A 22,051-nucleotide genomic window follows, 5' to 3' on the forward strand; every position below is an offset into this window, starting at 1 on the left:
CGCCGTGTGCGCAGCGCGCCCATGCACGGCGCTTATGCAGTGCGCCGCACTACAGCACGTGGCGGTCGAACAGCCAGGTGCCGTAGTGCTCGACAAACACATAGCTATTGAAATAGTGGGGCTGAGCCTTGCCGAATCCCACGAATTCGACCGTCAAGCTGATGGTCTGGCTGTCATGCACGGTCCAGTTCCATAAGCGGCGCGCAAGCAAATAATTATAGTCGTCGATCCGCGGCGGCGTGATCAACGCCAGTTCGCCGTTGCGCGTCGTCACCATGCGTATCGCATACGCAGGCTGGCGCACCTGCCCTGTCACCTGGAAAAATTGCACGATCGGATTGATCGCCGCCTTGACGATCACTAGGTCGTCGGCACGGGTGATGGCAGACAAGTCCACGCGCCGCTTGAATTTCCGGTTCGGCGGCTCCTTCATAAAAGCCAGATCCAGCGCGCCTGGCAAGGGTCCAGGCGCCGCCCGCATGTCATACGGCGCATCTTCCGCCTGCACGGATGGCAAGGCGAGCAAGCCACACAGCATGGGCAGCAATATCCATACGCGACATATCATGAGCTAACTCCCCACTAATCCATGCCGCGAAACGCGCGGCCCGCCGATGCCATTCGCAGGTGGGCTTGATGCCGCCCGCAGTTCAAGCATAAGGCAATCGTGCACGCTTGAACAGTAGCCGCACGCTATCATCGCGTCATTAAAAATAACAAGGATGGCAATGAAAACAGCATGGTTTGGGATGATGGCGGCAAGCCTATTGGCGGCCGCGAGCGTACAGGCGGCGCCCACGGTCGGCGAGTGCATGGAACTGACGACGGGCGTCAAGTTCAGCAAGAACAATGGCGACGCGCAAATCAACGTCGAGGAAGTCTTCGAAGGCAAGAAACTCAAGGGTATCCAGCTGATCCTCGACGGCGGCGTCTTGCTGGCCACGTCCTACCAGGACATCCGCGACGGCCAGGTCTTCCTGACCGGCACGGTCCATTACAACGAAGACGGCAGCGTGCGCAGCAAGAACGTCTACGCGCCGCAGTCCGCCATCCCCGCCAGGATGCGCCCGGGCCAGGAAGTACGCGTGCAATTCACGGACACGCAAACGAGCACCCACTACCCGCTGGCGGGCCTGTCCGACAAGATCACCACCTCCACGCGCACGGATCAACGCGATTTCTCGATCACTTTCCTGGGCTGGGAACGCCTGGAACTGGGCGGGCGCCGCTTCCCCGACGCCTGCAAGTTCGAATTGCACGACGTGGGCGGCAAGAGCAAGGGTAAAAGCGGCGAATACGTGTGGTATGCGCAGGGTTTCGGCGTGATCATGACGGACAAGATTGACCAGGATGGCGACGTGCAGCCCGCGTATCGCATTGCGCTGACGAAGATCCTCAGCGCGCCGTAAGCTCTTTTTGACAGGTCGGGGTTGCCCGAGGGAACAAACCACACCGCCTAGTTCAGCTGCGCCAAGGCATTCCCCCGCACCTGAAACGCCACCTGCGCCACCGTCTTGCCCGCGCCATCGACGAGGGCCAGCGCGTGCTTGCCCGGCACGGGGCGCCAGCTGATGCTTTCCGCCGCGCCGCCCAGGTCCTTGCCGTCGAGCACCCAGCGCAAGCCATGGCTGCCTTGCGCCTGGAAGAACACGCGCTGCAGGGCGGGCGGGATGTCGGGGTCGATGGCGAGGATGCTGTCCTCGGCCGGATACACGATGGCGGGCGGCTTCACCGTGTCGCCCAGCACGGCGATGACGGGGCTTTCCGTGCCGGCAATAAACCATTCGCGGCGCGGCGCTTCCAGCGCGGGCTGGTACGCCACCATCTGCTGCAGCACGCCTGGCGGGGCTTTCGGGGCATGGCTGGGCACGTTCTTGTGCAGGTAATCCATCACGTCGCGCCACACGGGCGCGGCGCCCGTCACGCCCGACACGTCCCACATGGGCTTGCCATCGAAGTTGCCCACCCACACGCCTACCGTGTAGCGCTCCGAGTAGCCCATGCACCAGTTGTCGCGCATGTCCTTGCTCGTGCCCGTCTTGACGGCGCTCCAGAAATTCGTCCCCAGCTCGTTGCGCAAGCCAAACGTCATGCTGCGCGCGGCGCGGTCGGCCAGGATATCGCCCACGATAAACGCGGCGCCCGGCTCCATCACGCGGCGTTTGTCCCTGCCCGCCTGGCCCGGCTGCAGGCTGGCCGTGCTGTACAGCCCGCCATTCGCCAGCGCGCGGTAGGCGTTGGCCAGTTCCAGCAAGGTCACTTCGGAGGAACCCAGCGCCAGCGAGGGGCCGTAGTATTCGGCCGGTTCCGTCAGGCTGGACAGGCCCACGTCCTTGAGGCGGTTATAAAAACCGTCCTGCCCCGTCAGCAGCACCGTGCGCACGGCGGGAATGTTGAGGGAGCTGGCCAGGCTGGTGCGGGCGCTGACGTAGCCCTTGAAATTGCGGTCATAGTTTTGCGGCGCATACATGCCCGACGCCGTGGCGACGTCCAGCGGAGAGTCGTCCATGACGGAGGCGGCCGTCATCAGCCGGCGCTCGATGGCCAGTTCATATAAAAACGGTTTCAGGGTGGAACCGGCCTGGCGCAGGGCCGTCACGCCATCGACGTGGCTGCCGCCCGCATTGCCCACATAGGCGAGGACTTCTCCGCTGCGATTGTCCAGCACGATGATGGCGCCATCGTTGACATTGCGCTCGCGCAAGGACGCCAGTTGCTGGCGCAGGTTTTCCTGCGCGAAACGCTGCAAAGGGCCGTCCAGGGTGCTGGCGACCTGCGCGCCCGGCTGTTTCAGCAACTGCTGCGCCACTTGCGGCGCCGGCGCCAGCTCGGCGTACAGCGCATTGCGCTGCAGGGCCGTCTGCACGCGCTGGCCGATCAGCTGGCAGCTGCTGTCCATGCGCCATTCCTTTGCCAGCGCGCAGGCGCGCCGCGTGACGGTGGCCGGCGGCGCGTTCGGCGAGCGCACCAGGCTGGCCAGGATAATGCCGTCCGTCTGGTTCAGACCCGACGGCGCCTTGCCGAACAGGCTGTACGAGGCGGAGGCGATGCCTTGCAGTTCGCCGCGGAACGACACGAGATTCAAATACGCCTCGAAAATCTGCGCCTTGCTCCAGCTGTCCTCGATGGCCTGGGCGGCGCGCATCTGGTCCCATTTCTGGCGCAGGCTGCGTCCGCCCGAGGACGCCTGCAAGTCTGCGTCCAGCTGGCCCGCCAGCTGCATGGTGATGGTCGAGGCGCCCCGGGCTTTCTTGGAAAACAGATTGTCCCAGGCGGCCGTGGCCAGCGCGGACACATCCACGCCGCCATGGCGCATGAAGCGCTGGTCTTCCGCCAGCAGCACAGCCTGCTGCACGGCGGGGGAAATATCGGCCAGCGGCACCCACGGCAGGCGCCGCACCTTCATGTCCACGCGTAACGATTGCAACGGTGCCCCGCTGCGGTCCAGCAACTGCGCTTCCGAACTGCGGTAGGCGGCCTGCACCTGGGCCGGCGTCAATATCGCTTCAGCGAAGACCGGGCCGGCCAGCAGGCCGCCCATGACAAGGATCAACCGTTTCACTGGTTCACCTTGACATTCACATTCGGCGACTCGCCAAACATCTCGGGCGAATACATGGCCTCGATGCGCGTGGCCGGCAGGCTGAAATCCCCGGCATTGTTCAAGCGCACCGTGTATTCCACGCTCCAGCTGCCTTTCGGCACGAAGGCATAGTAGGCGCGGAAGGCATCAAACGCCCGCTCCTCGAACGTGGGCCAGACCCAGCCCGTGGATTTTTCGCCGGCCGTCAGCAGCTGCGAATCGCGGCCCAGGCCATTGCCCAGCACGCTGGCGCTGGCGGGAATCGGGTCGTCGACCACCACCCAGCTCATGTCCGCCTGCGCCGACAGATCCAGGCGCACGCGGTAGACGTCGCCGCGCGACCACTGGCCAGTGGTTTTCTGTTCCACCGGCGTCACGGTTTTCTTGATCGTGTAGCCGCTGGAGACGGGCGCCTTGAGCGGGATGGCCGCCAGGCTTTGCACGGTGGCCCACGGCTTGCCCGTGCCGCTGTGCGCCAGGCCCAGGGTGTCCATGCCCTTCGGCCACGCCTGCAGCACGGGGCCCACCTTCGCCGCGCCATTCCACACGAGCGCTTGCGTATCGCCGCCCAGCTTGACGGCGCTGGCGCCCGTCACTGGAGTGGACTCGAATTTGGCCGAGAATTTGGCGATGGCCAGGGTGCCCCAGGCGTTGGCCACCGTGGTATCCCAGCGGCCCTTCTTCTGGCGCCCCATGCTGCCGCGCACCAGGCGGCCGATGTCGTCCTTCCACGCCGGGTCGTCCATCACGGCCAGTAATAAACGGTTGGCGTTGACGTCGCCGGACACCATCAGCCACCACCAGTTATCCTTGCGCTCGGTGGAAAAGCCCATGGTCGTGCCCTGGAAATTCAACCGGCTGCGCAAGATCTGCTGCGCCTCGGCCAGCAGCGCATCGCGGCGCGCCAGGCTAGGCGTGCGTTGCAGCAACAAGCTCCAGTCGATGACGGCGGAGGTCGGCCACAGGTTCGGGCTGATGCTGATGCTCTCCAGCGCATCGGGCGGCACTTTATTCGAACGCGACAGCGCTTCCAGCGCCGCCAGCTTGCGCACGGCCAAGTCGGTCGTGGCCAGCGCGGAACGGCGCACGATCTTGCCCTGCACGAAGGCCGTCAAGGCTGCTTCCATGCGGTTCTTCGTCTGTTCAGGAATCGCATAGCCCGCTTCCCTGGTGGCCGACAGCACATAGGCCGTCAGGCTGTCGCTGCCCTGCTCCATGATGGGGAAGTATTTCAGCATGCCATCGCTGTCCAGGTAGGCGGGCAGGCTGGCAGCCAGCTTGTTCCACGCCTCCTGGTCTTGCAGGGCGATGGCCTTTGACGTGTTTTGCTCGAAGCAGGTGTACGGATAGGCGGCCATGTACTCGCGCACGCCGGGCAGCTCGCCGCCCAGCCTGGCGACAAAGCTGGTCTGCAGGCCGCCCCGGCCCGGCAAGGCGCCAGCCGGCATCTGCACGGACATATTGACGGGTTTGTCGATCTGCATCAAGGTGGCCTGATACGTGCGCACGGGCGTGGCCTGGCCCACCTTTTGCGTGATTTTCAGCTTGTCGGTGTGGCTGCCCGCCTTCGCGGCTATCTCCCACACGACATTCTGCGCGCCGAGCGGCACCTGGTAATCCCAGCCTGTTTCGCGCGCTTCGCCCGCCGCCAGGGTCAAGCTCTGGCGCGGCAGCGCCTTGCCGGCCGCCGTGGCATTGAGTTCCACGCTCAAGGATGCCGCCGACGTGTTGCGCACCGTAAAGCCTGCGCGCAGCTGGTCGCCTTCGCGCACGAGGGCCGGCAAGCCCGACATCAGGATCAAGTCTTGCGAGCTGCGGATATCCGTGCTGCCCGTGCCGAACAATTCCTTGCCCGCGCTGGCAATCGCAACGATGCGGAACGCCGTCAAGGAATCGTTGAGCGGCACCTGCACCGTCGCTTCGCCCCTGGCGTCGAGCTTGACGGTGCCTTTCCAGAACAGCAAAGTGTCGAACAGCTCGCGGCTGGCGCCCTTGCCGCCGCCACCGCCTGCCGGAAACGCCTTGCGGCCGAAATGGCGCTTGCCGATCACCTGCATCTGCGCCGTCGCCGTTTCCACCTGCAGGCTGCGCTGCGCCATCATGGTATCGAGCAACTTCCAGCTATCGTTGGGCATCAGTTCCAGCAGCCCCGTGTCGACGGCCGCCAGCGCCACTTCCGCGCCCGCCGGCAGCGGCTTGCCGTCGGCGCGGCGCACGCGCACGGACACTTCCGCCTTGTCGCGCGTTTTATATACCTCCTTGTCGGACACGACCATGACGTTCAGTTCATGCGCCTGCCATCCCACGTTCAGCGGCGCGATGCCCATCTTGTAGGCCGGCTTGCCCAGGTCGACCAGCGCCGTCGGCTGCACGCCATCGACCCGCCCCCGCACGACAAACACGGACACATACACATTCGGTGCGTAATTCGGTTTGACCGGAATATTCACCACCGGTTCCCGGCCGTTCAACTGGCGCACATAGGTGTCGAGGATGCCTTCGCGCTCGACCGTGATCAGCGCCGTGCCCGAACGGAACGGCATGCGCACCTGCAAGCTTGCTTCCTGGCCCGGTTCATAGCGTTTCTTTTCCGGCAAGACGTCGATGCGGTCGTTGTCGCTGGCATTGAACCACCAGTCGCCGCTGCCGGCCACCCAGGTTTCGCGGTTGGCGACGGCCGCGTTGCCGGCACTGTCCTGCGTGCGGGCGCGCAACACCAGATTGCCGCTGGCGGGCGCCTTCACATCGCAGACCAGCAAGCCTTTACTATCCGTCTTGCCCGAGCACGCTTGGCCCAGCTTGACCACTTCGCTGCTGTTTTCATACGCATAGAAGCCGCCGATCAGGCGGCGGCGGTGCGAATAACTGTTGCGCTGGAAGAAATCGACGGCCACCGGGGCATTCGCCACGGGCTTGCCATTGGTACCGAGCACGGCCACCGTGAACTTGAAGGCATCCTTGCTCAAGGCCCAGGCGTCGGGCTTGATGCCGATCACCACATTCGATGGCCACAGCGCTACTCTTGTGGCGACGGAAGCCGTCTCGCCATTTGCATCTTGGAAAGCCATTTCCGCCACCAGGTCGCGTGGCACGGACAGCTGCGGCAGCTGGTCGATGACGATGCGCGCGCCACCCGCCTTGTCCAGGGTCAAGCTTTGCGTGCGCGCGGCAGCCGCGCCGGCGCCGGCGGGGCCGCCACGGCCCTCGTCCTGCCACTCGCCCTCATCGTCATCATAGCCCGTGCCCTGTTTCACCAGGCCTTCCTTCACGTCGCCATTGCTGAAACTATAGTCGGGATAATCGGCAAAGCTCACGCTCTTGTCCTGCAGCACCGTGCGCAGCTTGACGGGCGCGTTGGTGGCGGCGCCGCCGGCCAGATACGTGATTTGCGCATCCAGAGCCAGCTGCTTTGCCTGCACGGCGGGCGCCTTTGGCCCCTGCAGCACGGCTTTCATGGTGGGCACGCGAAACGCTTCCACGCGGAAACTGCCGGACGGGCGGCCCGCCATGGTGACGCTGTATTCGCCCTGCTTGGCGTCGGCGGGGATGACCCAGTCGCTTTCCGCCGTGCCGCTGGCGGACCAGCGCAGCGGCAATTGATAGTTCTGGTCGCTGCCCTGGTGCGTGATGACGACGGAGGTGGCGCTGCCGGGGCCGTTGTTCCTGTCGACCAGGCTCATGCCCTCGCCCGTGTGCTTGCGAATAAAGTGCTTCATGTGCACGGTTTCGCCGGCACGCAGCAGGGTGCGGTCAAATACCGTGGCCAGCAGGGTGTTGTCGGCGCGCGTGTCGTCCGTGGGCAAGTTGAAACGCCAGGCTTCGATGCCGCCCACCCAGTCGGATAGGGTGAACGTCATGTCGCCGCTGCTGCGCGCACTGATAAAGTAGCGGCCATTGTTCTTGCAGCTGGAATTGGCCAGCTCGGCGGGAATGTGCGCCACGCCGTCCGCGCCCGTGGCGCCCTGCCACAGCAGCTTGCCGGCGCAGTCGCGCACGGCCACTTGCGCTTTCGCAACAGGTGCCCCCTTGTCCAGCGACGTCACCCATACGAGCGACGATTGCGCGCCGTGCTTGAAGTGGGCCGCCAGGTTCGTTACCAGCGCGGCCGTGCGGATGTAGGCCGTCGTCGGTTTGCCCAGCAACGCCTTGCCGAGGATGGGGCTGGCCAGCTCGACGACATAAAAGCCCGGCTTTTGCAGGGGGATGCCGATCACTTCAAAGGTTTTCCTGCCATCGGGACGCGGCAGGCTGATCGGGCGCGTGCCGGCAGCGCCCGCCAGCACGGATTTGCTCATGTTGCCCGCATACTGGGCATACGGCTGCCAGTACTCGCCTCCGTCGCCATTGCCGGCCAGGCGCTGCATCCACTCGATGATGAACTTGTCGTCATTGTCGGGCACGCGCAAGGTGGCGCCCGTGGCGGCAGCGGAGGCTTGCGCGATTTCCTTGCCCGACAGCACGGGCTCGATATTGCGCACGGTGACGGGCAGCAAGCCGTCGCCCTTCGCTTCGATGATGCCGAACGGGGCCGGGAACTTCAGCAGCGGTGGCTGCTCGCCCGTGCGCACCGTCATGGGGAAGCGCGCGCGGTTGAGCAAGGCGCGGCCCGCATCGTCCTTCAAGCCCGGCGGCAAGGTCAGCACAAAGCTGCCCTGCACGGGGAACGGGCCATTGAAGACGGCGCCATACAGGAATTCCGCCTTTTCTTCCTCTTTGGAAATCGTCGGCGCATACGTCTTGCCGCCGCCCTTCAGGCTCATGGCGCGCACCTGCGACGCGCTGACGGGCGCGGAAAACTGCACGCGCATGGGCAGGAAGGGGATGCACTGCTCCTTCGGATTGCTGCGCTCGCAGCTGAACTTGGCCGTGAAATCGGGACGCGTCTTGAACTGCAGGGTTTGCGCCTTGTCCGTGGCGATGCCGCCGGCGCTGGCGATGCCCTCGCCCCACACCAGCGACACCTTGGCATTGGCGGGGAAGCTGCGCTTGCATTGCAGCACGGTGACGGGCAGCGGCGGCGCGCCCTTGCTGGCGACGGGCATGCCCACTTTCCAGAGCGTGCCCCGCTTCTTGAAGTACACGGTCAGGTAGCGGTCGAGGAAACTCTTGCGCAGGGTCAATACCTGCTCCAGTTCCTTGCCTTTGAGCAGGCGCACGGGAATCTTTTCATTGATGCCATCGGCGCGGCAATACGCGTTGGCGGCCACGCTGGCCTCGTTCGGCGCGGCGTCCAGGCCCAGCACGAAGATCTGGTTTTCATCGATGTACGGCTGGCCGTCATAGGGTACGGCCTCGACGATGGCCGGGCCGCCCGTGGAAAAGCGGTACGCCGCCGTGCCCTGCAAGGCCTGGCCCGCCAGGTCCTTCAGCCCCGGCTTCAAGGTAAAGCTGCAGGCCACGCCGGCCGGCAAGTCGCGCTCGAAATCGAAGTTCCAGTTGCGCTCGTCGGCCCAGCGCCCCGCGCCCGCCACCACGGCCGGCTCGGCCTTGCCGCAATCGATGGCGAACGGCGCGGGCAAGCCCATGTCGCCGAACGGCACCATCGGCGTGGCGAACTGGGCCCGCACCTGGCGCACGGCCTTGACCGTGCCGCTGGGCGAAAACAGGGACACGCCGCTATCGGCCCAGGCCGGCGCCGCCAGGCCCAGCGACAGCAGCAGGCACAGCGGGCCCAGCTTGCCAGGCAGCGGGGAAGTAAGAACACGGGTCAGGTCAGGCACGGGTAACTCCTTGATGAAAAGTGGCGGAGCTGGCTGCGGCGCGCAAAAGTTGCCTAGCGGAAGCACTGAAAAGCAACAGAACGCGGCAGGAATACAACATCAATGTAATATTAGTTATCAAGCTCATCATTGTTGCTAATATACAGTGGCATGCAGGTAACAAGTCGTACGATTGCCTCGTGCCGCGGTGCCAGAAATGGCCGTAAAAGTTTCATCAAGCAAATTAGTTTTTTTCAACACCGAAGTCCTTGTCGTGAATCTGCAACACTATTGATATACCACAATGCTTTGTGCGCCAGCGCACCGACCACCTGAACCTGCAACCGTATTCTCTAGTCCAACAGCAGTGCATTTATCGCAAGAAAGCGCACCTGGAAGTGTGGTCTATCTCTAGCAATAGCACGTGTAGCAAGATGTCGTTTTGATGCCGTAGAGAAAATCTCTTATCAACGTTGGGAGTTACTTGTGAATAATCTAAAAAAAATCGCCGTTGCCGCCGCAGTCCTGTGCTCCGCCCTCGGCGCACAGGCCCAGGAAATCAATCCCTCCTGGTATATTCAACCTAGCATCAACGCACTCAAGCCAGATTCCGACTTTTCCGCGGATAAAACCGGCTATGGCGCAGGCTTGCGCTTCGGTAAGCCTGTTTCCCAGGACTGGGATATCCAGCTGGGCACCACGTATGCGCGCTCCAAGGATAACGGTCAGCGCTACCAGCAAAACACGCTGGGCGTAGACGGCTTGTACATGTTCTCGCGTAAAGCCTTCCGCCCCTTCCTGCTGGTCGGTGCCGGTATGCAGCGCGACAAGGACACCAGCTTCGCCTTCGGCGAACGCAGCAAGAGCTCGCCGTACGCCAGCCTGGGCCTGGGTTTCCAGTCCAGCATCACGGATCAGCTGTCCATTCAGGCTGACGTGCGCAATGTGCACGGCTTCCTGCGCGGCAATACCTTCGATCCTAGCAGCAAGAACAACAACTACTACTTCACCGTGGGCCTGAACTACGCGTTCGACAAACCGGCTGCGCCGCCACCGCCGCCGCCACCGCCGCCAGTGCGCGAGGAAGTCGTCGTGGTCGTGCCGCCGCCACCACCGCCACCACCGCCAGCACGCTTTGAAAAAGTGACGATGTCGGCAACGGAACTGTTCGCGTTCGACAGCGCCAAGCTGGGTCCGACACAGACCAAGCTCGACGAAATCGCCCGCGTGCTGAACGCATCGCCGGACGTCAACAACGTCGTCATCAGTGGTTATGCCGACCGCATCGGTTCGCCCAAGTACAACCTGAAACTGTCGCAGCAGCGCGCTGATGCAGTCAAGGAATACCTGGTCGCCCACGGTGTTGCCGCCAACCGCCTGACGGCCGAAGGCAAGGGCTCCACCAATCCTGTCGTCACTTGCGATAACAAGAAACGTGCCGACCTGATCAAGTGCCTGGAACCAAACCGCCGCGTTGAAGTGGAACAGATCACCATCGAACGCCGCGTGCAGTAAGCTCGACAGTGGTACGCCACTTGTGAATAAAAAAAGGGGCTCGCGCCCCTTTTTTGCATTGAAAGCCATCATGAATTTTTCTACCCGCTATCCCAGACTGGCCGGCCTGGCGCCATTCAGCAAGCAGATGCGCAGCGTCATCGTCTGTTCCGTCACCGAATGGCTGGAACACCGCGCCTCGAGCAAGGGCGCCGCCCTCGCCTATTACACCCTGTTTTCCATCGCCCCCATCCTCGTGCTGGTGATCGCCATCGCGGGCTTTTTCTATGGCCCGGCCGCCGCGCGCGGCGAGCTGATGGGGCAACTGCAGGGATTGCTGGGCACGCAGGGCGCCGAAGCCATCCAGCTGGTGCTGGCCGGCGCGAAAAACCACGAACAGGGCCGCATCGCCACCCTCATCGCCAGCGCCCTGCTGCTGTTTGGCGCCACCAGCGTATTTGCGGAGCTGAAGGCCAGCCTCGATGAAATCTGGCAAGTGCCGCCGCTGAAGGAAGCGGGCGCCTGGGATATGGTGCGCACGCGCCTGCTGTCGTTCGGCCTGGTACTGGTGCTGGCCTTCCTGCTGATGGTGTCGCTGGTGGTCAACGCCGCCATGGCCATCCTCGCCAACTTCTGGGAAGGCGTGTGGAAGGATACGGCCGTGCTGTTTACCATCCTGTCGAACCTGATCGGCTTTGCCGTCATCGCCAGCCTGTTTGCCGTCATCTATAAGATGCTGCCGCGCGTGCGCCTGTCCTGGCGCGACGTGGTGATCGGCGCCGTGGGCACGGCTTTCATGTTTTCACTAGGGAAATATGCGATTGGCGTGTATATCGGCAATAGCGGCGTGGCCAGCAGCTATGGCGCGGCCGGTTCGCTGGTCGCCCTGCTGCTGTGGGTGTATTACTCAGCGCAAATCTTCTTCCTGGGCGCCGAGTTTACGCGCCAGTTCGCCCTGCAACTGGGCAGCATGAAGGATATGCCGAAGACGGACGACGGCGATGTGCAAGTCAAGATATTGAAACGCCACCAGTCCTGAGCAGGCTGACGCATGTCAAAACGGCGCCCGCGGGCGCCGTTTGCGCTACCGCAAGCTATTCGCCCAGCAGTTCCGCCACCACTTCCATGCCTTGCACGCGCTCGGCCACGACCTTCACGATGACGATGATGGGCACGCCCAGCAGCAAGCCCCAGACGCCCCACAGCCAGCCCCAGAACAGCAGGCTGACGAACACGGCCGTGGGATTCATGCGCGCGATGCGCCCCGTCATCCAGGTGGTGACGAAGGTGCCCACCAGGGTGGCGATGGCCATCGACGTGCCCGTCACCAGCAAGACCATTTCCAGCGATTCGAACTGCAGGAAGGCGACCAGCCCCGTGGCGATGGTGATGAGCAAGGGGCCGAAGTACGGCATGATGTGCAGCAAGCCGGCCACGATGGCCCAGGCGCCCGCGTTCTCCAGGCCGATCACGCGCAGGGCGATCCACATCAGGACGGCCAGCAAGACATTCGTGACGAGCAGCATGAACATATAGTTCTGGATCGAGGTATTGATGTCTTCCAGGATGTGCACGGTAACCTTCTTGCGGCTGAGCGACGGTCCCGTCAGCTTGACGAGCTTGCGCTTGAAGGTGTCGCCCGACAGCAGCAGGAAAAACACGAGGAAGATGACCATGGTCGCCTGGCTGAGAAAGCCCACCAGGCCCAGCGAACCGGCCCAGACCCAGTCCATGATCTTGAAGTTGGGCGCCTCGGCGGCGGCGGCACGGCGGTTGTTGCGGCGCGCTTCGGCGCCGGCGGCCACTTGCTCGATTTCATTGGCCACGGCCTGCATCTTCTGGAAGGTGCTGTTCTTGCCGCCCGTGCTGGCGGCGATCAGCCGCGACAGCTTGTGCGTGGCGGCCGGCAACTCTTCCACGATGGATTCGAATTCGCCCTGCACGCGCTCGACCACGACGATGGAACCGAACAGGATCAGGGCCGTGACGGCCGTGGCGCCGATGGCGCGCGGCAGGCGCAGCTTTTCCAGCCAGGCGACGACGGGATTGAGGGTATAGGCAATAAAAATGCCGAAAATGACGGGAATGAGGAATTTCTGTGCCCACTGCAGCGCATAAATGAAGCTGACGGTGGCGATGATGCCCAGGGCCATGCCACGCGCATTGACGTGCAGCGGCAAACGCAAGGTTGAGTCTGACTGCTCCACGGGCGCGCCGGGAGGTGGCCCGGCAGGCTCGGCGGAGGCAGCCGCCACCGGCTCGGGCGGGGTATCTGTAGGCTGGATATGCATGCGATTCCCGCGACGGTCGGTGGAGGGCCGCAGTGCCAGCCGTGGGGCTGGCCGCTGCGGCAGGTCAGGCCATTACTTGACGCGGATGTCGTTTTTTACCGACTTCACGCCCTTGACGCCACGGGCAACGTCACCCGCCTTGGCGGCATCGGCTGGCTGGGCCACGAAACCGCTCAGCTGAACCACGCCCTTGAAGGTTTCAACGTTGATTTCCGTCGATTTCAGGGTAGGCTCGTTGAAGATGCTCGCTTTCACTTTGGTGGTGATGGCCGCGTCGTCGATGTACTCGCCCGTGCCTTCCTTGGTTGGGGTCGATGCGCAGCCTGCAACGGCGAACAGGGAAGCGACGAAAAGGCCAGTAGCGATAGATTTAGTGAATTTCATGGTTTTTTCCTTAGGAGTGGTCAATCAATGTGCTCACAATGAGCTTCTTATACCAGTGTGGTGACTGCGCGCCCGAGGGAGCTCAGTAGCCAAACTGGGTTTTTGCAGCCTTGATACAGTCATCCTTGGCTGCGCCGGCTAATGCATCGCATTTTTCTGTCGCGACCTTGTACTCGGCTTTTCTTTTTGCTTCACGCGCATCGCTGCGCGCTTCGATGACTTTCTTGTCTGCCTTGGCATCGGCCAGGGCCGCCACCTTGGTGGACTTGGCCAGCTTGACGCAGACATCCTTGTCGTTGCCCGTCAGCGCATTGCAGCGGGCCAGGTCGACGTCGTAATTGGCATCGGCAATCTTGATGCGCGCCTTGGTGTAGGCACGCAGGGTATTCGTATATTGCGCCTGCGCCACTGCTTCATCGTAGGCGCGCACGGCCTTCGCTTCGGCGATGCAGACATCCTTCGGGTTGCCCGTGATTTTTTCGCACTCGGCATGCGCCAGCTTGTAATTCAGGCCCGCCTGTTCATTGGCCGCCTTGTAGGCTGCTTTCGCTTCCGGCGTGGCGGCCACTGCCTGGCCGCCCCAGGCGGCACAGGCCAGGCTGACGACGATGGCGGTGAAAAGCTTATTCTTGTTCATGTTGTATTTCTCCCTGGTGGTAGCAAGCATGTCTGCTTGGCATGACTACCGTTTTACGTGGATCGTGGCCACTCTTCTGTACGCTGCCGTACACAAGTAATTTATTTTGAAAGCGGAAGGCAGACAGGGAGAAATAACAACGTTTTGGCGGATCGCTCCGGAGAAAAGTGCCATTTTGATACCAAATAGGTACGTGCGGCAGCGTACAGACCGGGGACGGGGGCATGACTAAGATGGCACTACACCCTCACCTCGTCAGGAGAATAAAATGAAAACCAACGCCACATTGGCTGCACTGATGCTTGCCGCCACCGCCGTATTGAGCGGTTGCGCCACCGGTCCTTCCCAGTCACAACAGTATTACCCGGCCAACCAGCCTGAGTCCGCCATGTACGGCACCGTCGACTCCATCCAGATCGTGCAGGGCGGCGGTCAAACCAGCGGCGCCGGCGCCGTGGTCGGCGGCATCGCCGGCGCCCTGCTGGGCAATACCATCGGCTCGGGCGGCGGACGCACGGCCGCCACCGTCGCGGGCGCCGTCGCCGGCGGCGTGGTGGGCAACCAGGTGGAAGGCCGCAGGCAACAAGCCCAGGCCTACCAGATCAGCGTGCGTCTCGACAACGGCGAATACCGCACCGTGGTGCAGGACAACGCGAATGATTTGCGCCCAGGTAACCGCGTGCGCGTCGTTGACGGCCGCGTCTACCGCTATTAATCCCCTGGCCAGGCTTGCCCGCAAGCCTGCGCCGGACCATGCACCAACTAGGAGATACCATGGGCACCATCATTCTGATCATCTTGATCCTGGCCCTGGTCGGCGTCCTGCCTACCTGGCCGCATAGCCGCAACTGGGGTTACGGTCCCAGCGGCATCGCCGGCCTGGTCGTAGTGATACTGATCCTGCTATTACTGACGGGCAGGTTGTAAAAAAAGGCGCTGCGGCGCCTTTTTTATTTCAAGGAGGAAATATCATGACTACCCACAACACACTCTTGAGCGTCCTGTTCGCCTGCAGCCTGGCGCCACTGGCGCTGGCCCAGACGGCCACGCCGCAGCCGGGCGATCCGCAACGCTGGTACCAGGAAGACAGCACGGCGCAAGCCCAGCTGCGCACCCTGCGCAAGGAAATCGCCGCCGCCCTGGCCGAGGCCAAAAAAGCTTGCCGCATGGAACCGTCCGCCACGCGCGCCAGCTGCCTGAAGGAAGCGCAGGATACTTACCGGCAAGACATGGCGAACGCGGAAAAACTGCGCGAAGCGGCCCATCCGCAGTGATATGCCGTTTCCGGCAACGCCTGATCAGGCGGCGTCGCGTTCGTATGGCGGCAACTCGTGCACCACGAGCGGCGTGTCTTCCGTGACAAAGGCCAGCCAGCCGGCTGCCTTGATCGCGCGCAAGCCATCCTGGTAGCCCTGCTCCCAGCGCCACTCGATGGAACCCTTGGAGAAATTGATATCCTTGGCCGCCATGTGCCAGTCGCGCCCCGCATACGGCAGGCGCACGATGTGCATGGTGCTGTCGCAGCCCAGCGCTACGAGCTCTTCCGTCTGCTGGCGGTTGTGCGCGCTGTCAGGCAGCTTGGCGTACAGCTCGCGCAATTTGTGCTGCAAGGTATGCGTATTGACGTAATCTTCGATATGCCGCTTCGAGCGCGAGGCGAAGGTGACGTCCTTTTGCCGCGTCTGCACTTCATCGAGGGTGGTCGGTTCCGGCCCTTCCGAGCTCCACAAGTCCACCATGAAGACCAGGGTGTCGACGTGGGGCGTGTCGTCGAGCACGGTTTCCAGCGGCGTATTCGAGTACAGGCCGCCATCCCAATATAAATCGCCATCGACGCGCACGCCGGCAAAACCGGGCGGCAAGGCGCCGCTGGCGCGGATATGGTCGGCCGTCAACGGCTGCTGCTGGCTGTCGAAACTGGTGAGGCTGCCGCACTTGACGCGCAGGGCGTTGACCGTCAGGCGCATGCCGCCGGGCTGGTTCAGGTAATCGAAATCGACCAGTTCCTCGAGAGTGCTGGCCAGCTCGCTGGTGTCATAAAAGCTGGCCTCTTCCGGCTTGACGGCGATTCCCGCGGAGAACAGGCTGAAGATGCGCGGCTTGAAGAAGCCGGGCACGCCGCGCAGCACCGTATCGAGCGTGGCCAGCCAGATGTTCGAGCGGCGCTGCTGGTCCGAAACGAGATTCATGTCGACGCTGTCGCGGTGCGCCACGCGTTGCCAGAACTGTTTTAAACGCACGAGCCTGTCCTCGTGCTTGTTGCCGGCCAAAATGGCGGCATTGATGGCGCCGATCGAGGTGCCCACCACCCAGTCGGGCGCCAGGCCATGTTCGTGCAGCGCATGGTAGACGCCGGCCTGGTAGGCGCCCAGTGCGCCGCCGCCCTGCAGCACCAGCACGATGCGCAGGCGCGAGGGATTTAACTGATTGATCGGTGTCTTCGAATTCGTCATCAAGATGGCCCCCCTGTGCGCCGCGCAAAATGCGGCGTGAATCATTGTAAGGGATTGCGCCTGCCCGTGCCGGACGTTGGGTACGGGCAAAAAAAACGCCGTCAATGACGGCGTTCCTGTGCGGCTGGCGTTCAGCGCTTGCGGCGCAGCCAGCTGGCGGCAACGGCGGCCACGGCCACGAGGACCAGGGCCGGCTTGACCAGCTTCTTGCGTCCGATAAACGATAGCGCCGTCAGCACGTAGGGCATGGCGCCTTGCAAACGCATGCCGCCCGGCGCCAGCAGGGACTCGACGCGGTGGCCGGCAAAGCCGACCGCCGTTTCGACCACGCCCTGCAGCAGCGATTCGGGACGCAGAGCATAGCCCACGTTGGCGCGCGCATGCACGATGCCCACGCGATACATCTCGCCCTGGGCGATCAGCAGGCGCTTGCGGGCGGCTTGCGCCGCCAGTTTGTCGGTTTCCGACATGAATTCTCCTCGTAAGGCCGCTTACATCAGCATGTCGCGGTCAGCCTTCAATTCCGCCATGGTGGCGGGCATGGACAGCTTGCCTTGACGCAACATGGCGCGCGCGTACATGACCAGGCCGATGGCCAGCAGTACGAACACGACCGTCATGATCGCCAGGATCTTCCAGCCCAGGCTATCCCAGGCCAGAAAGACGACCAGCACGCTGCCGTAAGCGATGGCAAACAAGCCCGCCACCGTCGCCAGCGCGAAAATGACCACCAGCTGCAGCATGTGATTGCGCACTTCCGACAGTTCGATGGTGGCCAGTTCCAGCCGCGACAACATCAGTCCGACGGCGTTCTTGGCCAGGCCGGCGACCGAGCCGATCAATCCCGGCCCCTGGTGAGACGAAGCAGACTTGTCCATATCGCTCCTGACAGTGGATTACTTGCGGCCCAGGATGAAGCCGACCAGCACGCCGACGCCAGCGGCGACGGCCACCGTGCGCCATGGGTTTTCCTTGACATAACCGTCCGCCTGGGAGGCGAGCTGCTTGGTAGCAACGATGGCCGACGCTTGCGCTTCGTGGGCCTTGGCCAGGGCCGCGTCCAGGGTTTTCATGCCCTTGATGCGCACTTCGTCGGCTTTTTCGCCGGTCAGGGCGGCAGCGGCGCTGAACAGGGCTTGCGCATCCTTGACCAGGGTTTTGACATCGTTATTGACGGTGGTGATATTGTTTTCCAACATGGTTTAGCTCCTTAGCTGTGGATGAATGTAGTTACTATACCTACTTTACTCAAAAACACTATTCCATTAGATCGCGCATATCATCGGCGTGCTCTTCCTCGACAGCCATGATTTTGATCAACAAATGGCGTGTGGTCGGGTCTTTGTCGCCAATTTTCACGATCATCTGGCGATACGACTCGATCGCTACCCGTTCCGCGATCAGATTGGCACGCACCATGCTTTGCACGTCTTCGGAGTCATCATACTCGGCATGGCTGCGCGCAAGCAATGTTGCAGGATTAAAATCTGGCTTGCCATTCAGTTGCACGATGCGTTCGGCCAGCCAGTCGGCGTGCTCCTGCTCCTGTTGCGCATGCTCAAGGAACTCGGCCTTGATGGTGCCATTGTCGCGCCCGCTCACGGTGTAGTAATGGCGCTTATAGCGCGCAATACACACCAGTTCGGTGGCCAGCGCCCCATTCAACAGGGTGATCAACTCCTGGCGGTCGCCCTGGTAACCGGCCGTCACGGCGCCGTCGTCCAGGTTTTTGGCGGCAGCGCGGATGGCGGCCGTATCGATGCCAGCTGGAATCTCAACAGATGTTTGGGTCATGATGCTTCCTTTCAAGTATTGCATGGGTATCCACCGGCCAGGTAGCGGCCGGTGCTGCCTTTCTACTGCCGCGTCAAATGGCGCGGCTTAGCGGCGGGCGGGAATGGCCGTGTTGTCCTCGGACAAGACGATTTCCACACGGCGATTCAGCTGGCGGTTTGCCGCCGTATCATTGCCGGCGGCCGGATAGGCGGCGCCGTAGCCTTTCGTGGCGATGCGGTCGCGGCTGATGCCTTGCTCCAGCAGCGCATTGCGCACGGATTCGGCGCGGCGTTGCGACAATTCCAGGTTGTGCGCGGAGCCGCCCGTGCTATCCGTAAAGCCTTCGATCAGCACGGTGCGTTGCGGGTTGTTTTTCAACACGTCAGCCAGCTTGCGCGCCGTATTCGCGCCGTCGGCCGTCAGGTTCGCCTTGTCCGTGCCAAACAGCACGTCGCCCAAGGTGATCACCATGCCGCGTTCGGTTTTCTTGGCGGCCAGGTCGGCCAGCTGCGCTTCGAGTCCGGCGGCGCGGGCTTGCGCATCGCGCGCCGATGCTTCAGCCGATTGGGCCTGGGCCTTGGCCGCTTCCGCATCCGCTTGCGCCGCCTGGGCGCGGGCCGTGGCCTGGTCAGCCTGCTGTGTGCGCGCATCGAGACGCAACTGGTCGCGCTGCTTGCCGGCGTTGGCGATATCGGCTTCGGCCGCTTTCTGCTTGGCTACTTCTTGTGCCGTAGCAATTTTTTGCTTGGCCAGGTAGGCCAGCTTGTCGACTTTTTCGCTATCTTCCTGGCGCGTGGCGGCCGCGTTTGCCGCTTCCAGCGCAGCGCTCGCTTCGCGGAATTCGCGCGGCGCATAGGTCGATACCATCGGGTTCGATTGCGCCGCCATGTAGTCGCCGCGTGTCTGGTCAAGCAGGCTGGTGGTGGTCGGTGCGGAGCTGCAGGCGGCAACGAGGGCGGCCATGGCCAGCAGGCCGGGAATGGTGGTGTAGGTAGCTTTTTTCATGATGGAATCCTGTTCTTATTCTTGGTTATTGTTTCGGGGCTTGCTGGTTGGCACGATCGAGTTCTTCGCGCATGACGCGGATGTTCTCGTTGATTTCATCGGCGGCGCTGGTGGCCTTGGCCGAGTTGGCCTTGCTTTGCGCCAGCTTGGCATCGGCTTGCGCCTGGTCGGCCAGGTCGCGCGCCGTCTTGTAGTCGCGGTCTTTCAGGGCCTGGTTAGCCATGCGCATTTTTTCGCGGGCCGAACGCATTTCATCGGGTGCCAGGTCGGCGGCGCCGGCGCTGGCGGCGTTATCGACGGCGGCGCGCGACACGGCGACATCGGCCGTGGCTGGCGTTTTCAGGCTGGAGCAGCCCGTCATCAGGACAACGGCCGTGGCGCAGGCGGCCAGAGCGGCCAGTGGGGAAATCTTGAAATCTCGGTTTGTCATTTTTTTTCTCCTGGAGAATTGTTAAGCGGTAGGTATCAACGTCGGTACATCTGGAATCAGGAACTGCGTTTGATGTATGACGTTATAGGCTCCGGCTCCCCGCATATCCGTTCGGTGCCGCACATAGAGTAGGAAATCGACAATACTTGCATCGGCAACGTGCGCCAGCGCACGTGCCGGACCGCAAAAGCGAGAAACGGGCCCGGCTTTGGAGCGATTCCTGTAGCATCGTGAATACTTGTCCAGAAAGAATCGTCCCCCATGCAACTGTCCCGCCGCCAGAAAATCGCCCTCGCCAGCACTGCCGTGCTCATCGCCCTGCCCGTCACGGCCGCCGTCGTCCTGCTGAATATGGACTGGAACCGCGCCAAGCCCTGGCTCAACGCGCGCGCCAGCGAAGCGCTGGGACGGCCCTTCGCCATTGCGGGCGACCTGTCGCTGACGTGGCAGCAGCCACCCACTACGGGGCAACAAAGCTGGCGCGCCTACCTGCCGTGGCCGCACTTGCAGGCAAAAGACGTGCGGCTGGGCAACCCGAGTGCCATGGCCGGGACGGGTGAGCAGGCGCAGCTGGCCAGCGTCAGCCAGCTGGCGTTTTCGCTCAATCCCCTGGCCTTGCTGGACAAAAAGATCGTCATCCCCGAATTGCGCTTCGACACGCCGCAGGTGAATTTGCTGCGCAACAAGGACGGCAAGAACAACTGGACCTTCGACAAGCAGGAGCAGCCATCGCCGTGGCAGCTGGAACTGCAAAGCGTGGTCTTCAGCAAGGGCACGGTGGTGCTCGACGATGATGTGACGGGCACGGCCATGCGCGCCGATGTCGACACCATCGCCGGCGATACGCGCTACGGCATCGCCTGGACGCTGTCGGGCAAATACCATGGCGAAACCATCAAGGGCGGCGGCAAGGCGGGCGGCGTGCTGTCGCTGCAGCAGCAGGGCACGCCCTTCCCAATCCAGGCCGACATGCGCGCGGGCGGCAGCAGCGTGGCCATCGAAGGCACCCTGACGCGTCCGGCAAACCTGGCCGCGCTCGACGTGCGCCTGAAAATTTCCGGCCCCAGCATGGCCCGGCTGTATCCATTGACGGGCGTGCTGCTGCCGGAAACGCCGCACTTCAGCACGGAAGGCCATTTGACGGGCACGCTGGCACCGCGCGGCGGCGAGTGGGTGTACGACAAGTTCAGCGGCAAGGTGGGGTCGAGCGACGTCGAAGGCAGGCTGGCCTTCTCCGCCAGCACGCCGCGCAAGCGCCTGACGGGCGAAGTCCATTCGCGCCTGCTGCAATTTTCCGACCTGGGCCCGCTGGTGGGCGCCGATTCCAGCGCCAGCAAGAAGGAGCGTGGCGTGCCGTCGACGCAGCCGGCCGGCCGCGTGCTGCCGGTGGAAACCTTCAAGACGGAGCGCTGGACCAGCCTGGACGCCGACGTGCGCTACACGGCCGACAAGATCACGCGCGACGCCGAATTGCCGATCAGCAAGCTCGACACGCATGTGGTGCTGACGGATGGCGTGCTGTCCTTGACGCCGCTCAACTTTAACGTGGCGGGCGGCACCCTGACGTCGCAGATCAAGCTCGACGGCAGCGGCAAGGTCATCGCCAACGGCATCGCGGCCGAACTCAAGGCCAGCGCCCGCCATCTGCACATCCAGCAACTGTTCCCCCGCCTGCCGGCCCTGCAGGCGAGCGTGGGCGAAATCAATGGCGACGCTTCGCTGTCGGCCACGGGCAATTCCGTCGCCAGCCTGCTGGGCAGCTCGAACGGCGAAGTGCGCGCGCTGATCAACCGGGGCAGCATCAGCAAGCTGCTGCTGGAAGAAATGGGCTTGAATATCGGCAGTGTCGTGCTGGCCAAGCTGGCTGGCGACAAGCAGGTCAAGCTCAATTGCATGGCCGCCGACTTCGCCGTCACCAAGGGATTGATGCAGACGCGCCAGTTCATCGTCGACACGGATGACGCCGTCCTGCATATCGATGGCACGGTGAACCTGGCCGATGAACGGCTGGACCTGACCTTGCGGCCGGACAGCAAGGGTTTGCGCATCTTTTCGCTGCGCTCGCCCCTGTATGTGCATGGCACCTTCAGCAAGCCCGACGTGAGCGTCGACAAGGGCGTGCTGGCCTTGCGCGCCGGCGGCGCCCTGGCGCTGGCCGTGGTGGCGCCCGTGGCGGCCCTGCTGCCGCTGGTCAATACCGGCCCCGTCGAAGACAGCGAATGCGCGGCACTGCTGGCCCAGGCGCGCGTCAAGCCGGTGGCGCCAAAACCGGGCAAGAGCGCGCGCAAAAGCCGCTGAA

Annotated in this window: 20 protein-coding genes; 7 read left to right on the forward strand and 13 right to left on the reverse strand. The window is 63.1% G+C overall.

Features of this window, described 5'->3' with window-relative positions:
• Positions 1–49 precede the first annotated feature (49 nt).
• Complete coding sequence (locus AC1RJW_RS20780) at positions 50–568, reverse strand: hypothetical protein (RefSeq protein WP_493046658.1); 519 nt, start codon at positions 566–568, stop codon at positions 50–52.
• 160 nt (positions 569–728) lie between these two features.
• Here AC1RJW_RS20780 and AC1RJW_RS20785 point away from each other — a divergent pair, with 160 nt between their 5' ends.
• On the forward strand, positions 729–1,409 hold the full coding sequence (locus AC1RJW_RS20785) for a hypothetical protein (RefSeq protein WP_493046659.1): 681 nt from the start codon (positions 729–731) through the stop codon (positions 1,407–1,409).
• Between the two features lie 47 nt (positions 1,410–1,456).
• Here AC1RJW_RS20785 and pbpC read toward each other — a convergent pair whose 3' ends face one another.
• Both pbpC and AC1RJW_RS20795 read right to left on the reverse strand, forming a co-directional pair.
• Positions 1,457–3,541: a penicillin-binding protein 1C gene (gene pbpC / locus AC1RJW_RS20790; RefSeq protein ID WP_493046814.1), complete on the reverse strand. Its 2,085-nt coding sequence runs from the start codon at positions 3,539–3,541 to the stop codon at positions 1,457–1,459.
• A gap of 17 nt (positions 3,542–3,558) precedes the next feature.
• Complete coding sequence (locus AC1RJW_RS20795; RefSeq protein ID WP_493046660.1) at positions 3,559–9,303, reverse strand: alpha-2-macroglobulin family protein; 5,745 nt, start codon at positions 9,301–9,303, stop codon at positions 3,559–3,561.
• A gap of 465 nt (positions 9,304–9,768) precedes the next feature.
• On the opposite strand from AC1RJW_RS20795, the gene AC1RJW_RS20800 reads away from it, so the two are divergent.
• Entirely contained in the window at positions 9,769–10,797 is a 1,029-nt protein-coding gene (locus tag AC1RJW_RS20800) for an OmpA family protein (protein WP_493046661.1), read from the forward strand.
• Positions 10,798–10,867: 70 nt separating this feature from the next.
• Entirely contained in the window at positions 10,868–11,815 is a 948-nt protein-coding gene (locus tag AC1RJW_RS20805; protein ID WP_326455906.1) for a YihY/virulence factor BrkB family protein, read from the forward strand.
• 55 nt (positions 11,816–11,870) lie between these two features.
• Here AC1RJW_RS20805 and AC1RJW_RS20810 read toward each other — a convergent pair whose 3' ends face one another.
• From AC1RJW_RS20810 to AC1RJW_RS20820, 3 genes are all read right to left on the reverse strand, one after another.
• The gene (locus AC1RJW_RS20810) at positions 11,871–13,067 is read right to left on the reverse strand and encodes an AI-2E family transporter (RefSeq protein ID WP_493046662.1); all 1,197 of its coding nucleotides are present in this window, start codon (positions 13,065–13,067) and stop codon (positions 11,871–11,873) included.
• Between the two features lie 72 nt (positions 13,068–13,139).
• Entirely contained in the window at positions 13,140–13,451 is a 312-nt protein-coding gene (locus AC1RJW_RS20815) for a BON domain-containing protein (protein ID WP_493046663.1), read from the reverse strand.
• A gap of 82 nt (positions 13,452–13,533) precedes the next feature.
• Positions 13,534–14,088: a hypothetical protein gene (locus AC1RJW_RS20820; RefSeq protein ID WP_071078642.1), complete on the reverse strand. Its 555-nt coding sequence runs from the start codon at positions 14,086–14,088 to the stop codon at positions 13,534–13,536.
• A 268-nt stretch (positions 14,089–14,356) separates the two neighbouring features.
• Here AC1RJW_RS20820 and AC1RJW_RS20825 point away from each other — a divergent pair, with 268 nt between their 5' ends.
• The 3 genes from AC1RJW_RS20825 to AC1RJW_RS20835 are packed head-to-tail and all read left to right on the forward strand — an operon-like array spanning position 14,357 to position 15,362.
• On the forward strand, positions 14,357–14,803 hold the full coding sequence (locus tag AC1RJW_RS20825; RefSeq protein ID WP_070278587.1) for an outer membrane lipoprotein: 447 nt from the start codon (positions 14,357–14,359) through the stop codon (positions 14,801–14,803).
• Between the two features lie 59 nt (positions 14,804–14,862).
• On the forward strand, positions 14,863–15,015 hold the full coding sequence (locus tag AC1RJW_RS20830) for a DUF3309 family protein (RefSeq protein WP_010396415.1): 153 nt from the start codon (positions 14,863–14,865) through the stop codon (positions 15,013–15,015).
• A 44-nt stretch (positions 15,016–15,059) separates the two neighbouring features.
• On the forward strand, positions 15,060–15,362 hold the full coding sequence (locus AC1RJW_RS20835; protein WP_493046664.1) for a hypothetical protein: 303 nt from the start codon (positions 15,060–15,062) through the stop codon (positions 15,360–15,362).
• A gap of 24 nt (positions 15,363–15,386) precedes the next feature.
• Here AC1RJW_RS20835 and AC1RJW_RS20840 read toward each other — a convergent pair whose 3' ends face one another.
• The 7 genes from AC1RJW_RS20840 to AC1RJW_RS20870 form a co-directional block, all read right to left on the reverse strand.
• Positions 15,387–16,541, reverse strand: coding sequence for a patatin-like phospholipase family protein (locus AC1RJW_RS20840; RefSeq protein ID WP_493046815.1), 1,155 nt, complete (start codon positions 16,539–16,541; stop codon positions 15,387–15,389).
• A gap of 131 nt (positions 16,542–16,672) precedes the next feature.
• Positions 16,673–17,011, reverse strand: a complete 339-nt coding sequence (locus tag AC1RJW_RS20845; RefSeq protein ID WP_070224916.1) for a hypothetical protein — start codon at positions 17,009–17,011, stop codon at positions 16,673–16,675.
• Positions 17,012–17,032: 21 nt separating this feature from the next.
• Positions 17,033–17,419 carry a phage holin family protein gene (locus AC1RJW_RS20850; RefSeq protein ID WP_131377814.1) on the reverse strand — a complete coding sequence of 129 codons (387 nt, stop codon included), beginning with the start codon at positions 17,417–17,419 and terminating at the stop codon, positions 17,033–17,035.
• 18 nt (positions 17,420–17,437) lie between these two features.
• Positions 17,438–17,740 (reverse strand): ElaB/YgaM/YqjD family protein, encoded by a 303-nt coding sequence (locus AC1RJW_RS20855; protein ID WP_070224914.1) that lies wholly within the window; start codon positions 17,738–17,740, stop codon positions 17,438–17,440.
• A 58-nt stretch (positions 17,741–17,798) separates the two neighbouring features.
• The gene (locus AC1RJW_RS20860) at positions 17,799–18,359 is read right to left on the reverse strand and encodes a ferritin-like domain-containing protein (RefSeq protein ID WP_414654660.1); all 561 of its coding nucleotides are present in this window, start codon (positions 18,357–18,359) and stop codon (positions 17,799–17,801) included.
• 63 nt (positions 18,360–18,422) lie between these two features.
• Positions 18,423–19,322, reverse strand: a complete 900-nt coding sequence (locus AC1RJW_RS20865; protein WP_493046665.1) for an OmpA family protein — start codon at positions 19,320–19,322, stop codon at positions 18,423–18,425.
• 25 nt (positions 19,323–19,347) lie between these two features.
• Entirely contained in the window at positions 19,348–19,752 is a 405-nt protein-coding gene (locus tag AC1RJW_RS20870) for a DUF4398 domain-containing protein (RefSeq protein WP_070224911.1), read from the reverse strand.
• 261 nt (positions 19,753–20,013) lie between these two features.
• On the opposite strand from AC1RJW_RS20870, the gene AC1RJW_RS20875 reads away from it, so the two are divergent.
• Positions 20,014–22,050 (forward strand): AsmA family protein, encoded by a 2,037-nt coding sequence (locus AC1RJW_RS20875; protein WP_493046666.1) that lies wholly within the window; start codon positions 20,014–20,016, stop codon positions 22,048–22,050.
• Position 22,051 lies beyond the last annotated feature (1 nt).

The organism is Janthinobacterium sp. GW822-FHT07A03, from assembly GCF_058798815.1.

Bases quoted from the DNA above. Each gene is read 5' to 3' on its own strand.
- AC1RJW_RS20780 (WP_493046658.1), bottom strand. From the start codon at position 568: ATGATATGTCGCGTATGGATATTGCTGCCCATGCTGTGTGGCTTGCTC.
- AC1RJW_RS20785 (WP_493046659.1), top strand. From the start codon at position 729: ATGAAAACAGCATGGTTTGGGATGATGGCGGCAAGCCTATTGGCGGCC.
- pbpC (WP_493046814.1), bottom strand. From the start codon at position 3,541: ATGGGCGGCCTGCTGGCCGGCCCGGTCTTCGCTGAAGCGATATTGACG.
- AC1RJW_RS20805 (WP_326455906.1), top strand. From the start codon at position 10,868: ATGAATTTTTCTACCCGCTATCCCAGACTGGCCGGCCTGGCGCCATTC.
- AC1RJW_RS20810 (WP_493046662.1), bottom strand. From the start codon at position 13,067: ATGCATATCCAGCCTACAGATACCCCGCCCGAGCCGGTGGCGGCTGCC.
- AC1RJW_RS20815 (WP_493046663.1), bottom strand. From the start codon at position 13,451: ATGAAATTCACTAAATCTATCGCTACTGGCCTTTTCGTCGCTTCCCTG.
- AC1RJW_RS20820 (WP_071078642.1), bottom strand. From the start codon at position 14,088: ATGAACAAGAATAAGCTTTTCACCGCCATCGTCGTCAGCCTGGCCTGT.
- AC1RJW_RS20825 (WP_070278587.1), top strand. From the start codon at position 14,357: ATGAAAACCAACGCCACATTGGCTGCACTGATGCTTGCCGCCACCGCC.
- AC1RJW_RS20830 (WP_010396415.1), top strand. From the start codon at position 14,863: ATGGGCACCATCATTCTGATCATCTTGATCCTGGCCCTGGTCGGCGTC.
- AC1RJW_RS20835 (WP_493046664.1), top strand. From the start codon at position 15,060: ATGACTACCCACAACACACTCTTGAGCGTCCTGTTCGCCTGCAGCCTG.
- AC1RJW_RS20840 (WP_493046815.1), bottom strand. From the start codon at position 16,541: ATGACGAATTCGAAGACACCGATCAATCAGTTAAATCCCTCGCGCCTG.
- AC1RJW_RS20845 (WP_070224916.1), bottom strand. From the start codon at position 17,011: ATGTCGGAAACCGACAAACTGGCGGCGCAAGCCGCCCGCAAGCGCCTG.
- AC1RJW_RS20850 (WP_131377814.1), bottom strand. From the start codon at position 17,419: ATGGACAAGTCTGCTTCGTCTCACCAGGGGCCGGGATTGATCGGCTCG.
- AC1RJW_RS20855 (WP_070224914.1), bottom strand. From the start codon at position 17,740: ATGTTGGAAAACAATATCACCACCGTCAATAACGATGTCAAAACCCTG.
- AC1RJW_RS20860 (WP_414654660.1), bottom strand. From the start codon at position 18,359: ATGCAATACTTGAAAGGAAGCATCATGACCCAAACATCTGTTGAGATT.
- AC1RJW_RS20865 (WP_493046665.1), bottom strand. From the start codon at position 19,322: ATGAAAAAAGCTACCTACACCACCATTCCCGGCCTGCTGGCCATGGCC.
- AC1RJW_RS20870 (WP_070224911.1), bottom strand. From the start codon at position 19,752: ATGACAAACCGAGATTTCAAGATTTCCCCACTGGCCGCTCTGGCCGCC.
- AC1RJW_RS20875 (WP_493046666.1), top strand. From the start codon at position 20,014: ATGCAACTGTCCCGCCGCCAGAAAATCGCCCTCGCCAGCACTGCCGTG.